Origin of the sequence: Nostoc sp. (genome assembly GCF_036917455.1) — a bacterium.
GTDB lineage: Bacteria > Cyanobacteriota > Cyanobacteriia > Cyanobacteriales > Nostocaceae > Nostoc.
This window is the reverse complement of the sequence record NZ_JBALDK010000059.1, coordinates 1-15,875: the sequence shown is the minus strand read 5'-3', so window position 1 is coordinate 15,875 and position 15,875 is coordinate 1. Positions and strand designations below refer to the sequence as shown.

Below are 15,875 nucleotides of genomic sequence, written 5' to 3'. Positions count from 1 at the left end.
GTTATGGAGTAAAAGGCATTTCCCAAAAATAAATCATCATATCTTATTAGGAAAAATCTGATTTTAATTTCGTAAATTTTAGAAAAATTAATTTTATTTTGAGATTAAAGCAAATAAAATCTGATATTTTACAAACATTTTTCACACAATCAATAATGCTACTTCCTGAAAATGAAGGTCAAAGGCTAGAAGTACTTAACCAGTATCAAATTTTAGATACGCCACCAGAAGAAATTTTTGATGAGCTTGCTCAATTAGCTGCTAACCTTTGTGAAACACCAATCGCTCTGATTAGCCTAGTTGATACAGAACGGGAATGGTTCAAGTCAAAAATTGGAGTAACAACATCGGAAATTCCTCGAAGTATTTCTTTTGGTAGTTATACTATCTTGCAAAGTAAAATATTAATCATCCCGGATGCTTTGCAAGATGAACGATTGGCGACAAATCCTCTTGTAATATCCAATCCTAATTTCCGCTTTTATGCGGGAGTTCCCTTAATTAGCTCAAGCGGTTTTGCATTGGGTAGTCTTTGTGTAATTGATTTTGCACCGCGAAACTTGACTGTTAAAGAAGAAGTAGTTTTACAACAGCTAGCTCGACAAACAATCAGGTATTTAGAATTACATAGACAAAAATTAATTGATGATAGCCAAAGAAGTTTTAATCTTCTTTTCTCTAAAAATCCTAATCCAATGTGGGTATATAAGCAGAATACCCTGCAATTTTTAGATGTAAATGAAGCTGCTGTTGTCCACTACGGTTACTCACGAGAAGAGTTTTTACAAATGCGAATAACTGATATTCGCACTCCAGAAGATGTGCCTATTTTCAGAGAATATTTAAGACGAAAGCACACTAGCTTACATTTTGCTGGACAATGGCAACATCGGCGAAAAGACGGACAGATTATTGATGTTGAAATTGTCACACATGCAATAAACTATGCCAGTTACCATGCTCGGTTGGTTAATATCCGAGACATTACAAAATATAAACGTATAGAAAGAACCCTTCAAGAAAGTGAAGCGAGATTTAGAGTTATTTCTGAAGCAATTCCTATTCCATTAATTATTTCGCGTCTATCTGACGGTTTGATTTTATATGCTAATTCGGAGTTAATGCAAACATTTCGATTTTCATCTGAAGATTTGGTGAATCGCAAAAATTTAGATTTATACCATAATTCAGCCGATTTAGAAGCCATGTTAGAAGCTCTTAATCAAAATGATTCTCTTCAAGATTATGAACTTAAATTGAAGAGGGCAGACGGAACTGATTTCTGGGCGATCGCTTCCTTCCAATATTTGAAATTCAATAGTGAAACAGCAATTTTAACAGTATTTTATGATATTACAAACCGCAAAAATGTAGAAACAAAACTTCAAGAACAAAATGAGTTTTTGCGGAAAATTTTTGAAAGTATCCCGTTGATGATTGCACTCATTGATGCTAATGGCAAACTCCAATGGGTAAACCAAGAATGGGAAAGTGTTTTGGGCTGGAAATTTAACGACTTTCAAACTAGCGATGTGCTGGAAGCCTTATATCCTAATGCTGAATATCGACAGTATGTGATTAATTTTATGCAGTCTGCACAACGCAATTGGGGTGACTTTAAAATTCAGGTTCGGGATGGTGATTTACTAGATACATCTTGGACTAATGTTAAACTTTCAAATGGTCAAATTATTGGTATTGGACAAGATATCACAGAACGGAAGCGAACTGAACTGGCTCTAAAAGCTCAAGCCGAACGCGAACAATTGATGCGAACGGTTGCTCAACGGATTCGTCAATCTCTAAATCTCCAAGATATTTTAAATGCAACAGTTCAAGAAGTGCGAGACTTACTTGGGGTTGATCGAGTAGTAGTTTATCAGTTTGATTCAGAGATGATCGGCACAATTATGGCGGAGTCGGTAGAACCTGGATGGACAGTTTCTTTGGGCGTACAGATTCATGATTCGTGTTTTCAAACAGGCGCAGGAGTGGAGTATTATCAGGGACGTAAAAGAGCGATCGCTAATATTTATGAAGCTGGACTAACTGATTGCCATATTCGCTTGTTAGAACAGTTTGAAGTCAAAGCGAATTTAGTCGTGCCCATTTTACTAGAAGTGAGTTCTAAAAACCCTGGCTCTCATCTTTGGGGTTTACTGATTGCTCACCAATGCTCTAGTTTCCGGGAGTGGGAAGAAAATCAATTAGATTTGCTCGATCAACTTACAGTCCAATTAGCGATCGCAATTCAACAATCTAGCATCTTTGAGCAAGCTCAAACTGAACTTGTTCAAAGACAAAAAGCTGAAGTAAAGTTAAGACACGCCTTAGCTGAAAAAGAAGTTCTGTTAAAAGAAGTTCATCATCGAGTTAAAAATAATTTGCAAATTGTCTCCAGTCTCTTACAACTCCAGTCTCAAACTCTCAAAGATCCTGAAGTAATCAAAGTTCTTCGAGAAAGCCAAAACCGAATTGAGTCAATATCTCTAATTCATAAAAATTTGTATATTTCTGCGAATATCGGACAAATTGATGTATGTGACTATATCCATAATTTAGCAGCAAGTTTGCTCATTTCCTATCAAATATGGCCGGAAAAAATCGTTATAGAAACTGATATAGATTCGGTGAGTTTGAATGTTGACCAAGCTATTGCCTGTGGACTGGTTATCAACGAATTAATCTCTAATGCCCTCAAACACGCTTTCCCTAATCAACAAGCAGGAAAAATAAGTATTGCTTTACGTAATATTGGCAATAACATCGAGATGACGATTAGAGACAATGGGATTGGTTTACCAGATAATTTAGATTGGACAAATACTGATTCTTTGGGTCTGTCGTTAGTATATGACTTGGTTACAGAACAATTAGAAGGCGATATTACTCTAGAACGCAATCGTGGAACAGTATTCAAAATCCAATTTACGCAGTTAACTTTGCATCAGTAAATATCAAATGGGTCAAGCTAGGATTTTAGTTGTTGAAGATGAAGTGATTGTGGCTAGAACTATTGCTAGCCAACTAAGTCAACTAGGTTATATTGTTACGGGAACAGCTTCGTCGGGAAAAGTTGCCATTGCCAAGGCATCGGAAACTCAACCAGAATTAGTATTAATGGATATTATTCTTAAAGGTGAGATGGATGGTATTGCTACCGCTAGCCAGATTCGTGAGCAGTTAGATGTACCTGTAATATTTTTAACAGCTTATGGTGACGATCATACTTTAGAAAGAGCCAAAATTACTCAACCTTTTGGATACATCGTTAAACCATTTACGACAAAAGATTTAAGAATAGCGATCGAAATCGGCCTTTTACAACACCAGTTAGAGCGTGAGTTACGGGAGAATCGAGATCGGTTAGCAACCCTTTTAAACTCGATGAGTGATGCTGTAATCGCTACAAATGAGCACGGAAAAGTAACATTCATAAATCCCGCAGCTGAGGCATTGACTGGCTGGCAGCAAAAAGATGCTTTAGGAAATGAGGCGACGAAGATTTTTCATCTTGTCAATGAAGTTACAGATACTATATTAGAAAACCCAATCACAAAAGTGCTGCGGGAACAACAGGTTGTTTATTTAGAAGAATTCACATATCTGATTAGGAAAGATGGAAAAAGAGTTCTAATTGGCGATAGTGCTTCCCCACTTAAGGGACGACCTGACCAAATAAATGGTGTAGTAGTTGTTTTCTGGGATCTTAGCGAACGACAGCAAACAAAATTGCTAGAGCAAGCATTGGAAAAGGAGCAAGAACTTAACCGTCTTAAGTCCTTATTTATCTCTACTGTATCTCATGAGTTCCGTAATCCCCTAACTGTGATTCAAACGGCAGTAGAACTGATAGAAATGCAAGGAGTAAATTTGACAGATGCAAAAAGAGGTATTTATTTAAAACGAATTCAAGGTGCTGTGCAATCTTTAGAAAAGCTCATGGAAGAAGTTCTATTTATGGGTCGAGCAGAGTCCGAAAAACTTGTATATAACCCTGCTCCTCTTAATTTAGAAGAATTTTGTCGAGAGTTAATCAAAGATTTTTCTATTGTTGAAAATAAGGTGTATGAAATTGTTTTTACCTGTCATAGCGCTCGTACCGACGCTGTAATGGATGAAGGACTCTTACATTATATGTTCGGTAATCTCCTCTCAAACGCGGTTAAATATTCTCCAAGAGGTGGCAAGATTCAGCTTGATTTAATATGCGATTCCATTGAGGAAGTAGCAATTTTTTCTGTTCAAGATCGAGGTCTAGGAATTCCTGAACCAGACCAAGCTCGACTTTTTGAATCATTCTATCGAGCCTCAAATGTCCAATCAATTCAGGGTACTGGATTGGGGTTAGTAATCGTTAAAAGGTGCGTTGATGCTCACAAGGGCCAAATCAGCGTCACAAGTCAAGTTGGAGTCGGCACGACATTTACTGTAATTTTGCCCTTAAATTCTGAATTATAAAAATCTAGCTGGAAAACCCCAAAGTTTACTCCTCAAAAACCTCAAATTTTGAGGAGTAAACTTTTTTGATCTCGGTTATGAAAAGTAGTTATAGGTTACTAACATCCCGATTTTTAGAATTAGCAACTTGGGTTTGGTAGTGCCGCCATTTTTCATGTTGACGCACTCTTTTATCTTCGGTGAGGCTATCAAAACAATAGGCACAGGAGATACCTTCCTCGTACTTGTCAGATGCCTTATCTTCCTCAGAAATCGCATACCCACAACTGAAGCACCGATCAGAACTCCCTTTCTCCAGACCATGACTAACGGCTACCCGCTCGTCAAAGACAAAACATTCTCCTTCCCATAAACTTTTCTCTGCTGGAACTTCTTCCAAATACTTGAGAATGCCGCCCTTGAGATGATAGACCTCTGGAAAGCCTTGGGCAAGCATGAAGGATGAAGCTTTTTCACAGCGAATGCCACCAGTACAAAACAGAGCAACTTTTTTATGTTTAGTTGGGTCGAGGTGGCGTAGCACATAATCGGGAAATTCTCGAAATGAGCCAGTTTGAGGGTTTTCTGCCCCTTGAAAAGTACCGATATTCACCTCATAATCATTGCGAGTGTCAATCACAGTTACTTCAGGATCGCTAATCAAATCATTCCATTCCTGGGGACTGACATAAGTGCCAACTTGCTCATTTGGATCTATTTCAGGCAATCCCAAAGTGACAATTTCTGGCTTCAACCGCACCTTCATCCGCTCAAAGGGCGGGGTTTCGGCATAGGACTCTTTAGACTCTAGGTCTGCTAAACGGGGGTCAGAACGCAGAAACCAGAGAACAGATTCAATCGCCTGACGCGAACCCGCAATTGTACCGTTAATACCTTCTTGTGCCAACAAAATTGTCCCCTTGACACCTTGCGCTTGGCAGTAAGATAGTAGAGGATCTCGTTTATCGGCAAAATCTGGCAGCTTGACGAATTTATACAATGCTGCGACAACTTGGATATTTTCTGGCTTCATCCCTTTAGTAATGGAACAATATAAGTTACAATAGCAACGGCAACCAAAGTTACCGACTATTTTAATTTTATGGGGGTTTAGCTCAGTTGGTAGAGCGCCTGCTTTGCAAGCAGGATGTCAGCGGTTCGAGTCCGCTAACCTCCATTGGATATGATTTTGATAAATGTGCGATCGCTGGGAATATCCCAAAGCAAACACACCTAAATCAAAACCCCATTCTGTAGTAGAGAATGGGTAATAGCATACGCTAGGGAATGAGTCAAGGGATAGATAAGTTGGTGTTGCATCCAATTGCCCTAATATTCAAAGTCGTACTTAGTTAGATAAATTTTTGGGCCAAGATAGTCCGATAAAGTACTGCTACAATAGGCATCTTAGTTGGCATCATTAAGAGCCAGCTAATCAAAATTTGACTTATATATACTTAGGGGGTTGTTTGGAAAAGCGTCCATTGGGGTTAGTGGCAATTGTTCTCTACAAATCATTTACCGCCTTGCTGCTTATGGTTACTTCGATCGCTTTATTATTGACGTTAAAAAATTATCAAAATTTAGAGGCTTTTTCAGACGATTATGTTTTAGAAGGTAAATCGATAATCATTGATTGGGTTTTACAAAAAGTTATCAACTTAAATCCCAGAACTCTGGCATTTAGCGGCATTGGCGCAGGAATATATGCTATTGTAACTGGTATTGAAGCTGTTGGTTTGTGGTATGAAAAACGTTGGGCACATATTTTAGTATTGGTACTTGTCGGTATCAGCATTCCACCAGAAATTTATGAATTGATTAAGGGAATATCTCCTCTTAAGACATTAGTTTTTTTGTTAAATGTAGCAGTCTTTGTGTATCTATTCCGCAATTTTCCCAAACATAAAAAATAACTTTTATTCTGTTATATGGTCTATTGTTAAAAGTAACAACTGAGCAATATCTAACGCCAAACCAAGACCCCAAGTTTTACAATCGCTAGAAATACAATCTGGAGAGCGACTTGCCTAAAACGATTCACTCTACTCAACCACCACTGAAATTTATTCCCCAACGCCTTAATCTGCCAATACTCCAGATTGTTCGGTGGTTATTGCCGATCGCACTACGATTTCGCACTCGCCCTTGGCTACCAGCTGGTATTGTCAGCGTTGAAGCCAAGAATATTGAGGTATTAGCTGAACTTTATCAACAATTCCAAGCTGGAAAAATTCGCTTTTTGTTGGCATTTCGTCACCCAGAGGTGGAAGATCCCCTCTGTATGTTGTATTTGCTTTCTCACATTGTGCCACGGGTAGCTCGTCAGAAAGGTATTACCCTGCGATCGCTTGTTCATAGCTATTTTCTCTACGATCGCGGGATGACGGTTTGGGCTGGAAATTGGCTAGGTTGGTTGTTTTCCCGGCTGGGGGGTGTGCCGGTTCATCGCGGAAGGCGACTAGATCGGCAAGCTATTCAAACAGCACGAGAGTTGTTTGCTAATGGGAAAGTACCGATCGCAGTCGCACCCGAAGGAGGTACTAATGGTCATAGTGGCATTGTTAGCCCGCTGGAACCTGGTGTTGCTCAAATGGGGTTCTGGTGTGCAGAAGACTTGCAAAAAGCCAACCGGACTGAGACTGTGATGATTGTGCCGATCGCCATCCAGTATCGCTACGTTGAACCACCTTGGTCTAAACTGGATTGGCTCTTAAGTAAGTTAGAAGCTGATAGCGGTTTGGGAGTTAAGGAAATTGATTCGGGCGATAAACAAGAGATTTATTATCAACGCCTCTGTAGGTTAGCTGAATATCTCATTACCGAGATGGAAGAGTTTTATCATCGCTTCTATCATCAAGACATTCCAAAAACCATTTCCACTGATGAATCTGCTAGTCCTAATCAGGTGTTGATTAACCGACTTCATTGCTTACTGGATAAAGCTTTACAAGTTACCGAGCAGTATTTTGGAGTTCAGGCACAGGGTAATTTTATTGACCGATGTCGCCGCTTAGAAGAGGCTGGCTGGAATTACATTTATCGGGAAGATTTGCCAGATATTAATGCTTTACCACCATTTAAGCGTGGTTTGGCAGACTGGATTGCAGAGGAAGCAGACTTGCGAATGCGGCACATGCGGATGGTGGAAAGTTTTGTTGCAGTCACAGCGACTTATATTCAAGAACAACCAACGGCGGAACGCTTTGCAGAAACAGCTTTACTTGTATTCGATATGCTTTCTAGAATTCAGGATACAACACTCCCAGGACGACCCCGCTTAGGTTTGCGACAAGCACAAATTACTGTGGGAGAGCCAATTTCAGTTACAGAACGTTGGTCAAATTCTCAGGGCGATCGCCAAGCATCTAGAAAAGGTGTGAGCGATTTGACAAAAGATTTGCAAATCGCTTTAGAGAAGATGATTAGCTAAGTAGCCAGACGTAAATCAATTTAAGTTTGTAGTGAGGACTTTAGTCCTGATAAGCCTTGCATGAGCCATTCATCGCTCACTACAAACAAGGATTTTATTGCATGTCTAAACTTCTAAGACTTTTTAGCTCGAATTTTGTCAAAGATTGCACCTTCATCAAAGAATTTCTGCTGAATCTTGTTCCATCCTCCTAAATCTTCAGCTTTGAAGATAGTTTTAATTTTGGGAAAATTGCCTTCCGTTTCTTTTGTAACAGTTAAGTCAACGGGACGAAATCCTAATTTAGTAAACTCTCGTTGTGAGTCAGGGGTATAAATAAATTTAACAAATGCTTCAGCAATTGCGCGAGTCCCATGTTTATCTACATTTTTATCTACAACAGCAACAGGATTGTCGATGGAGATATTTACATCGGGCACAACGTATGAGATTTTTTTGCCATTTTTTGCTAGCAAAATCATCTCGTTTTCGTAGTTGAGCAACACATCACCTTTATTATCGTTGAAGAACAGTTCACTGGCATTGCGAGCAGTTTTAGGCAACAAAGGTGCATTCTTATATACCTTGGAGATAAAGTCTATTGCTTGATTTTCATTTCCGCCAGTTTTTGTCACAGAACCCCAAAGACTAAGGAAATTCCAGCGAGCACCGCCAGAGGTTCTGGGGTCAGGTGTAACCACATTTACACCATCTCGCGCCAAATCTGCCCACCTTTTGATATTTTTAGGATTACCTTCACGAATAGCGATCGCATCTAGAGATTTGGTAACAATTGCATTGTTAGGCGCTTCTTTTTCCCAACCCGGTTGAATAAAACCTGCCTCAACAAGTTTATTAATGTCCAGTGCAAGTGACAGGTGTACTACGTCAGCTTCCTTACCGTCAATTACAGCAATAGTCTGCGAACCTGAGCCATCATAGCTTTGATTGAAAGTGATGTTTTGATTATGTTCTTTCTTCCACTGCTCGATAAATTTAGGAATGATCTGCTGGTATGCTGCGTTAGTAACCGAGTAAGAAACAAATGTTAGGGTTACATCACGTGGGGAAGTTGCATCAGCATTACTAGTGTTATCAACATTACCTGAAGAACACGCAGCCATTAAGACACTCAAACTAACTCCGACCAAAAATAGAGATCCAACGACCCACGAAGAATACCTATACAACCAACTTCGTATTGGTTGTATGCACCACAGTATTATTGGCTGTAAAGCTTTTACGATATAAGTGCCAACTAATTTAGTTAGATATTTCCCCAACTTAGGAGTACGTTGCCATTGGTTCATCAAATTTTCCCCTGTTAATCTGCGGTATCTTGAGCAAGATGCTGTTGTTAAGGGGCATTATAAAACATTGGTTAAGGATAAATAATTTTTTATTAACCTAAATTTAAACTAATCCGCTTGGGTTAGTGATGTTTTCTCCAGGAGAATCCCCCTAATCCCCTTCAAAATGGGGGACTCTAAATGCAAAGCTCGAAAATAAAATTTACGCTGATTAGAACCAAAGTACTGTTATAGCTTGATATGAAAAAAAGGAGCCTGACTCAGGCTCCTCAATAAAAACTAGTAAGCTAAAAATCTTTTAATTTGCATCCTCAAAAAAATGAATCTCTTGTGGGGTGGGCATCTTACCCGCCCTAGTTGTGCAAATTAAATGCGCGACTGCTTAATAGGATTGCGACTACTTGATAGTCACCTTACCGCCAGCTTCTTCGATGCGCTTCTTAGCATCTTCAGCAGCATCCTTAGCAATACCTTCTTTAACTGCCTTGGGCGCAGCTTCTACCAAGTCTTTCGCTTCTTTCAGACCCAAACCGGTCAATTCCCGAACAATCTTCAGCACGGCAATCTTCTTATCAGCTGGGACTGAATCAAGAATTACTTCAAACTCAGTTTGCTCAACAGCTTCTTCAGCAGGAGCAGGGCCACCAGTAGGGCCTGCAAACGCTACGCCAACGGGTGCAGCAGCACTTACGCCAAAAGCTTCTTCAATTTGCTTGACTAACTCAGAAGCTTCCAGCAAAGACAGTCCTTTTAGTTGTTCTAAAATGTTATCGGTTGCAGCAGACATGGATATAACTCCTCTAATTTTGATTATTTATTTGTCATGGGCCATTGGTCTGTAACTATAGACTTTTGACTCTTGACTGATGAACCACGAAGTCTATTCAGCAGCCGGTTCGGTGCTGCTATCAGCAACAGTTGCGGTTTCGGCACTGCTATCTTGGACAGCAGCAGTTTCAGTGCTACCACCACTTTGCTCTTGGTCGGCCACAGCCTGCAAAGCACGAGCCAGTGAACCAGGAACTTCGTTGATACCCACAGCAATCTTGGTAGCCAAGGAATTGATAGCCCCAGCGATTTGCGCGATGAGTTGTTCCTTAGATGGCAAGTCTCCCAGTACCTTGACATCAGGTTCTTTCAGTAGGCGACCTTCCAGGACACCACCGCGAAGTTCTGTCTTCTTGGTGACTTTTTGGAATTCTTGGTATGCCTTAATTGCCGATGAAAAATCATCTTTTACCAGCAAAAAAGCGGAAGAACCATTGAGCAATTCTGACAAAGGCTGCCATTTTTCATTACCTTCAATGGCAATGCCCATTAGGGTGTTCTTTGTCACCTTACAAACGGTGCCACTAGGACGTAGCCGCCGCCGTAAGTCTGTGATTTCAGAAACCGTTAGCCCCTGATAGTCAATTACCAGTGCCAGAGTTGAATTACTCAAAGTTTCTTTGAGGTCAGCTACTATCTCTTTTTTATTTTCTAGTGTTCTACCCATTCCAATCTCACCTCCTTAAAACAATCGGTGATTGCCCTACTTGTAGCTTTCTTCTAAACGTGAACCCAAACAACAAACCCCGACTAATTTAGCCGGGGTTGAGTATTAAGACTCGTGATGCCATACTTATCACGCCTTTCGGGGTGGTAATTTTGACAATTAGAGTTTTAACCTCGGCAGGATATTTAAGCTATTAGCACCTGCTGTCTCCGGCTTTGCCTATTCAATTTTGTCATTTGTCTTCTGTCCTTTGCTTTTACAAATGACCAATGACTAATAACTAATGACTAAAAATTAACCAGCTTCGCTCAGTTTTAAATCTCGTAGGGCGGTGACATCAATTTTAATTGATGGCCCCATTGTGGCTGACACATAAAATGTCCGCCAATAACGACCTTTAGCTCCTGAAGGACGGTTACGGTCAATCGTCTCCTGCAATGCCTTCAGGTTGACTAATAAATCTTCAGGCGAGAAGGTTGTCTTACCAAACATAACATGGACAATACCAGTTCTGTCAGCTCGGAATTCTAGTTTACCAGCTTTGAATTCTGCGATCGCACTTCCGATATCAAATGTTACGGTTCCACCCTTGGGCGATGGCATCAAACCACGCGGCCCAAGCAATTTACCCAGCTTTGCCACCTGTGGCATCACATCGGGTGTGGCAATTAGTTTGTCAAAATCCATTCTACCTTTTTGGATTTCGTCAATCAATTCTTCTGAACCAACTATATCAGCACCAGCGTTGCTCGCTTCGTTTACCTTTTCGCCTCTGGCTATCACCGCCACCCGCACGATTTGCCCTGTACCTTTAGGCAGTGCTACCGTTGTCCGCAACTGTTGGTCTGTATACTTGGGGTCAATTCCCAACCGGATATGTGCTTCGGCAGCTTCAACAAATTTAGCTGTTGCTGTGTCTTTAAGAAGGGCTAAAGCCTCTAAAGGATGATAATCCTTATCTTCTACTTTTGCTTGTAGCGTCTGCAAACGACGCGATATTTTTACCATTTTTTCTCCTGGGGTAATTCCGAAGCTTCGCCTCTCCCCCGATAATTTTTAGTTATTTGTCCTTTGTCCTTTGTCTTTCGTCAGTTATCAATGACTAATCCGTGACTGTTATACCCATATTCTTAGCCGTTCCTGCCACAATCTTCATTGCCGCGTCGATGTCGTTGGCATTGAGGTCGGGGAGTTTGGTTTGGGCTATTTCTTGCAATTGTGCTTTAGAAATTGACCCAACCTTCTTTTTGTTGGGTTCATTCGAGCCTTTTTCAACCTTCGCCGCCTTCCGAATCAGCACTGATGCTGGTGGCGTTTTGAGTACAAAGGTAAAACTCCGGTCTTCAAAAACCGAAATTTCTACAGGTATCACCATTCCAGCTTGGTCTGCTGTTTTAGCGTTGTACTCTTTGCAGAACATCATGATGTTAACACCATGTTGACCCAAGGCGGGCCCAACTGGTGGTGCTGGGTTGGCTTTTCCAGCATTTAGGGCCAGTTTAATGACCGCCACTACTTTCTTCGCCATTTGTATTTAACTCTGTTTCTCTACCTGATTAAATTCCAATTCTACTGGTGTATCCCTGCCGAAAATTGAGAGCAAGGCTTTAAGTTTACTCCGTTCTGGAGACACTTCAATTACCTCGCCTTCAAAGTCTTTAAATGGCCCAGAAAGCACCATTATCTTATCACCAGTAGCCATGTCAATTTTGACAACAGCTTCCTGTTCGCTGGTTTGTTTGAATATACGTTCAACTTCTGAAGCACTCAGTGGTATGGGGTGGACATGACCGCGACCCTTGCTGCTACCACGTTTTTGCTCTGAACCAACAAAGTTAATTACATGAGAGGTGTTTCGTACCACCTGCCAGGTATCATCATCCATCATCATCCGCACCAGCACATAGCCAGGAAAAACTTTTTCTTCTGTATGCTGGCGACTGCCATCTTTGCGGATTTTCACCGCTGGCGTTTGCGGAATTTCTACTTGGATAATTTTGTCAGCTACATCAAAAGTTTGAATGCGTTGCTCCAAGTTAGTCTTTACACGCTTTTCACAGCCTGAAGCTACTTGCACAGCATACCAGCGTGCTTCTTTTGACGCTGCTTCTGCTGTTTCTCCTGTTTCCTCCGACTGCAACGTGGAGTTGCGAGGTTCGTCTGTTGCAAAAGTCATCAGAACACCTGTTTTGCTGCCCAACCAAACAATCCATCGACCAAGTATATCAAAGATGCCGAGAGCGCCACCATCAACAACACAGCGGCGGATTCGCTCACTATCTGTTTCCGACTGGGCCAAACTACTTTGTCAAGTTCTTCTTTGGTTCCCTGGATGAAGTTGCCTAAGCTAAACCCATTTGTAGTTTCTGGCAATTCTGCTTCACTTTTTTTAGCCACGACCGTTTATCCCCCGGTTTCTTAGTCAATTTTGGATTTTAGATTTATCCCGTGCTTTCAGCAAAGGTACTCAATTTCAGATTTTGGATTGAGAAGAAATCTAAAATTCGGTCATCCTGTTTTGCAGTTTCGACTCTATTTTACTTAGTTAACTGAAAGCAAAACAACTGCAAATACAATAAGTTTACCCGAAATTATTATCGCTAGCTGTTAATATAACAACTGCGTAATTATTTCGGGCTTTGTTTTTTGCTCTTGAGCGCGCCCTGGAGGACTTGAACCCCCGACATCAGGTTTTGGAGACCTGCGTTCTACCAACTGAACTAAGAGCGCACAAGCTGTTTTTGATTCAGTCATTGCGCTGAACTAAATTTTAGTTTAACGCAACACGCGATTTATATCATACTTCAATTTCGTCGATAAAACAAGTCAGCGGCAGATGCCGCTTGAGATTTCTCCCATAATGAAAGAAACACGAATTACAAAGGGCGGTCAAACCGTTGCTTAATCCGGGTTGCCTTACCTACGCGATCGCGGAGATAGTACAGTTTAGCACGGCGTACCTTACCGCGACGTAACACCTTAATGCTGTCAATCCGGGGAGAATGCAACAGAAATACGCGCTCAACGCCTACACCTTGAAAAACCTTACGGACTGTAATAGTTTCATTGATGCCACCATTGCGTTTGGCAATCACTACTCCCTCGTAGGGTTGTACCCGGTATTTTTCGCCTTCTTTAATTTTCACTCCTACTTTTACGGTATCGCCCACATAAATGTCAGGCAAATTAGATTTTAACTGTTCCGCTTCAATGGAGCGGATAATCTCTTGAGCGCTCATAGTCTTTCTGTCTGCTTAAAAAAAACTCACGATCATCAATCATAAATCGATAATCCTATTTCAGTCTACTTCTACTTATTGGAGATTGATAATTTTACTGAGACAAGACTTAGTAGATCAAAGCTATATTGCAAAATACTGTACCACAGGTGTCAATTTATGAAATTTAGCGTCATCATCAGTACCTATAATCGCTTGAACTTGCTGCAAAGAGCAGTTGAGTCGGCTCGGAACCAAACAATTGAGTGTGAGGTGGTTGTTGCCGATGACTGTTCTTCTGATGATACCCAAACATATCTCAAAAGCTTAGGGAATAAGGTAGTTTACCATCGAAACGAAGTAAACCTTGGTCATGCAGCAACGGTAAATGCTGGAGTTGCGAAAGCTAGCGGCGACTGGATTAAGTTTTTAGATGATGACGACTATTTAGCGCCTAACTGCATAGAAGAGATGGCTAAGGCGATCGCACTTCGTCCTGATGCTGTAATCTGCTCTTGTGTGGCGGCTCAGGTGGATGGTAATGAAGTTGAACTCAGTCGCACTCCACAAGTTGGCCCCGGTTTAGCTTTTTATATCCCACAAGCCGATATTCATTACGGTATGCTCTTAGAGCTTGTACCCTTTGGCACACCTGTACAAGTAGCTTGCCGACGTGATGCTTTCCTGCAAACTGGTGGTTGGGATTCCACACTGGATGCTAACTGTGATGACATCGATTCGTGGATTCGGATTGCTCAGTTTGGCGATGCTATTTTCTTTAATCAGTGTCTTGCTTACCGCACTATTTGGCCTGGTGCATATAATCAAAAGTTTTCTTTGTCTCGGCGGTTGGCGACAAATATTCTGATGAAAGAAAAAATTTACACTTTGGTAAATGACCAACATCGCTCAAAGATTCCTGTATTTCAAGATATAAAAAATTACCTCAAACTCCATTGGATTTTAGTAGCACTGAAGCAAAAAAATCTTAAGAGTTTTCTTTCAATGATAGATCCTTCTATACTTTCTCCTCGGTCTTGGAAGTTTTTGCTAGCTGCTGCCTCATCACGTCGTTCTCAGGGAAACAATTCTCAGGTTCGTAAACTTGTATTGATTGAGTCCTAGCTTTTTAAGCTTTGACCATCGTTTGATTATGAGAGAACGTTATACCTAAAGAAAAAACATATTTAGAGCTTTCAGAAGTGGATGGAGGCTCTTATAAATTCCATGAAGTTATAGTTAATAACTCCCGGTTCGCTCATTTTTTTCTAGAACCGCAAAGCTTGCTAGAGAAGGTCAGATATTCAAGTAAATTAGGGAACGCACAGAATATTTTGTGTATCAATGGCAAGAAAAAGTCCTCAACCAAAAGGGACATCATCTAAAGTACTAGAATGCGTGCAACAGAATTGTCCCAGTCGCAGCAAACCCATGTGGAATGAGCATAACAATCTGCGATGTGTGAGAACTATTAAAGGAGTGGTACAACTGCTGTTAAAAATTCGCCGTTGTCAAAATATATCTTGTGATATTTATAAATGTATTTACTAATAGGTCGCCTATTCAAAGTTTCTTTCATTCGTAGCGGGTGGTGTGTCGCCTGTGCGCCTACTTTTTACAAACTACTTGTCTAGCAAACTTTGCCCCTCTAGAAAAAAAGACAACTTAAATAAGCATTAGCAAATCTATGCTAAACGCCTTAACTCAGCTTATGTCTTCTATTATGTAAGTCTAATGTTTACCAGTAACCATACACAGTCAATAAGTCTCTAATATTGCGACATTAATTTGTGAAGGGTTATCTAGAATAAGCACCGACACCAATTAGTGAAAGAGCAACATTAATGTGTGAACCATGACACTAATTTATGAACGGCGACATCTAATTTGTGAATGTATAACTAGAAACCATTGGTGACAAGTTAAGGAAAAGGGGAAATTGTCAAGCGTGGTGTTTGCAGTGGTCAAAATCGTGTAAAACTCAGTCTAGACAAGTGATT

At 40.7% G+C, this 15,875-nt stretch carries 14 protein-coding genes, 2 tRNA genes and 1 other annotated feature; of the genes, 6 read left to right on the top strand and 10 right to left on the bottom strand.

The window, feature by feature from the left end:
* Nucleotides 1–155: 155 nt before the first annotated feature.
* Complete coding sequence (locus V7K42_RS06470) at nt 156–2,954, top strand: PAS domain S-box protein (RefSeq protein ID WP_334914598.1); 2,799 nt, start codon at nt 156–158, stop codon at nt 2,952–2,954.
* Nucleotides 2,955–2,961: 7 nt separating this feature from the next.
* On the top strand, nt 2,962–4,461 hold the full coding sequence (locus V7K42_RS06465; RefSeq protein WP_334914596.1) for a hybrid sensor histidine kinase/response regulator: 1,500 nt from the start codon (nt 2,962–2,964) through the stop codon (nt 4,459–4,461).
* An 88-nt stretch (nt 4,462–4,549) separates the two neighbouring features.
* On the opposite strand, the gene trhO is transcribed toward V7K42_RS06465, so the two are convergent.
* Nucleotides 4,550–5,473, bottom strand: coding sequence for an oxygen-dependent tRNA uridine(34) hydroxylase TrhO (gene trhO, locus V7K42_RS06460; protein ID WP_334914593.1), 924 nt, complete (start codon nt 5,471–5,473; stop codon nt 4,550–4,552).
* A gap of 71 nt (nt 5,474–5,544) precedes the next feature.
* Here trhO and V7K42_RS06455 point away from each other — a divergent pair.
* The 3 genes from V7K42_RS06455 to V7K42_RS06445 all read left to right on the top strand — a co-directional run bounded on the left by V7K42_RS06455 (nt 5,545) and on the right by V7K42_RS06445 (nt 7,873).
* Nucleotides 5,545–5,617, top strand: a tRNA-Ala gene (locus tag V7K42_RS06455).
* A 292-nt stretch (nt 5,618–5,909) separates the two neighbouring features.
* Nucleotides 5,910–6,356, top strand: coding sequence for a DUF2127 domain-containing protein (locus V7K42_RS06450; protein ID WP_334914591.1), 447 nt, complete (start codon nt 5,910–5,912; stop codon nt 6,354–6,356).
* Between the two features lie 110 nt (nt 6,357–6,466).
* Complete coding sequence (locus V7K42_RS06445; RefSeq protein WP_334914589.1) at nt 6,467–7,873, top strand: lysophospholipid acyltransferase family protein; 1,407 nt, start codon at nt 6,467–6,469, stop codon at nt 7,871–7,873.
* Nucleotides 7,874–7,986: 113 nt separating this feature from the next.
* Here V7K42_RS06445 and V7K42_RS06440 read toward each other — a convergent pair whose 3' ends face one another.
* The 9 genes from V7K42_RS06440 to rplS all read right to left on the bottom strand — a co-directional run bounded on the left by V7K42_RS06440 (nt 7,987) and on the right by rplS (nt 13,896).
* Nucleotides 7,987–9,162: a sulfate ABC transporter substrate-binding protein gene (locus V7K42_RS06440; RefSeq protein WP_334914587.1), complete on the bottom strand. Its 1,176-nt coding sequence runs from the start codon at nt 9,160–9,162 to the stop codon at nt 7,987–7,989.
* 397 nt (nt 9,163–9,559) lie between these two features.
* A complete protein-coding gene (gene rplL, locus V7K42_RS06435) occupies nt 9,560–9,949 on the bottom strand; it encodes a 50S ribosomal protein L7/L12 (RefSeq protein WP_334914585.1) in 390 nt (129 codons plus the stop codon).
* Nucleotides 9,950–10,042: 93 nt separating this feature from the next.
* Nucleotides 10,043–10,657 (bottom strand): 50S ribosomal protein L10, encoded by a 615-nt coding sequence (gene rplJ / locus V7K42_RS06430; protein ID WP_334914583.1) that lies wholly within the window; start codon nt 10,655–10,657, stop codon nt 10,043–10,045.
* A gap of 62 nt (nt 10,658–10,719) precedes the next feature.
* Nucleotides 10,720–10,888 (bottom strand) — a sequence feature (ribosomal protein L10 leader region).
* A 63-nt stretch (nt 10,889–10,951) separates the two neighbouring features.
* Nucleotides 10,952–11,665, bottom strand: a complete 714-nt coding sequence (gene rplA / locus V7K42_RS06425) for a 50S ribosomal protein L1 (protein WP_334914581.1) — start codon at nt 11,663–11,665, stop codon at nt 10,952–10,954.
* A gap of 94 nt (nt 11,666–11,759) precedes the next feature.
* Nucleotides 11,760–12,185 carry a 50S ribosomal protein L11 gene (rplK, locus tag V7K42_RS06420; RefSeq protein WP_094331821.1) on the bottom strand — a complete coding sequence of 142 codons (426 nt, stop codon included), beginning with the start codon at nt 12,183–12,185 and terminating at the stop codon, nt 11,760–11,762.
* Nucleotides 12,186–12,191: 6 nt separating this feature from the next.
* Nucleotides 12,192–12,833: a transcription termination/antitermination protein NusG gene (gene nusG / locus V7K42_RS06415; RefSeq protein ID WP_094331820.1), complete on the bottom strand. Its 642-nt coding sequence runs from the start codon at nt 12,831–12,833 to the stop codon at nt 12,192–12,194.
* Nucleotides 12,833–13,054, bottom strand: coding sequence for a preprotein translocase subunit SecE (secE, locus tag V7K42_RS06410; RefSeq protein WP_094331819.1), 222 nt, complete (start codon nt 13,052–13,054; stop codon nt 12,833–12,835). The genes nusG and secE overlap by 1 nt, the downstream gene beginning before the upstream one ends.
* Before the next feature lie 260 nt (nt 13,055–13,314).
* Nucleotides 13,315–13,387: transfer RNA gene (locus V7K42_RS06405), tRNA-Trp, on the bottom strand.
* A 146-nt stretch (nt 13,388–13,533) separates the two neighbouring features.
* Nucleotides 13,534–13,896, bottom strand: coding sequence for a 50S ribosomal protein L19 (rplS, locus tag V7K42_RS06400; protein WP_012412089.1), 363 nt, complete (start codon nt 13,894–13,896; stop codon nt 13,534–13,536).
* Nucleotides 13,897–14,055: 159 nt separating this feature from the next.
* Here rplS and V7K42_RS06395 point away from each other — a divergent pair, with 159 nt between their 5' ends.
* Nucleotides 14,056–15,000 carry a glycosyltransferase family 2 protein gene (locus V7K42_RS06395; RefSeq protein ID WP_334914578.1) on the top strand — a complete coding sequence of 315 codons (945 nt, stop codon included), beginning with the start codon at nt 14,056–14,058 and terminating at the stop codon, nt 14,998–15,000.
* Nucleotides 15,001–15,875 lie beyond the last annotated feature (875 nt).

Bases quoted from the DNA above. Each gene is read 5' to 3' on its own strand.
- nusG (WP_094331820.1), bottom strand. From the start codon at position 12,833: ATGACTTTTGCAACAGACGAACCTCGCAACTCCACGTTGCAGTCGGAG.
- rplA (WP_334914581.1), bottom strand. From the start codon at position 11,665: ATGGTAAAAATATCGCGTCGTTTGCAGACGCTACAAGCAAAAGTAGAA.
- trhO (WP_334914593.1), bottom strand. From the start codon at position 5,473: ATGAAGCCAGAAAATATCCAAGTTGTCGCAGCATTGTATAAATTCGTC.
- V7K42_RS06470 (WP_334914598.1), top strand. From the start codon at position 156: ATGCTACTTCCTGAAAATGAAGGTCAAAGGCTAGAAGTACTTAACCAG.
- V7K42_RS06440 (WP_334914587.1), bottom strand. From the start codon at position 9,162: ATGAACCAATGGCAACGTACTCCTAAGTTGGGGAAATATCTAACTAAA.
- rplL (WP_334914585.1), bottom strand. From the start codon at position 9,949: ATGTCTGCTGCAACCGATAACATTTTAGAACAACTAAAAGGACTGTCT.
- rplS (WP_012412089.1), bottom strand. From the start codon at position 13,896: ATGAGCGCTCAAGAGATTATCCGCTCCATTGAAGCGGAACAGTTAAAA.
- rplK (WP_094331821.1), bottom strand. From the start codon at position 12,185: ATGGCGAAGAAAGTAGTGGCGGTCATTAAACTGGCCCTAAATGCTGGA.
- V7K42_RS06465 (WP_334914596.1), top strand. From the start codon at position 2,962: ATGGGTCAAGCTAGGATTTTAGTTGTTGAAGATGAAGTGATTGTGGCT.
- rplJ (WP_334914583.1), bottom strand. From the start codon at position 10,657: ATGGGTAGAACACTAGAAAATAAAAAAGAGATAGTAGCTGACCTCAAA.
- V7K42_RS06395 (WP_334914578.1), top strand. From the start codon at position 14,056: ATGAAATTTAGCGTCATCATCAGTACCTATAATCGCTTGAACTTGCTG.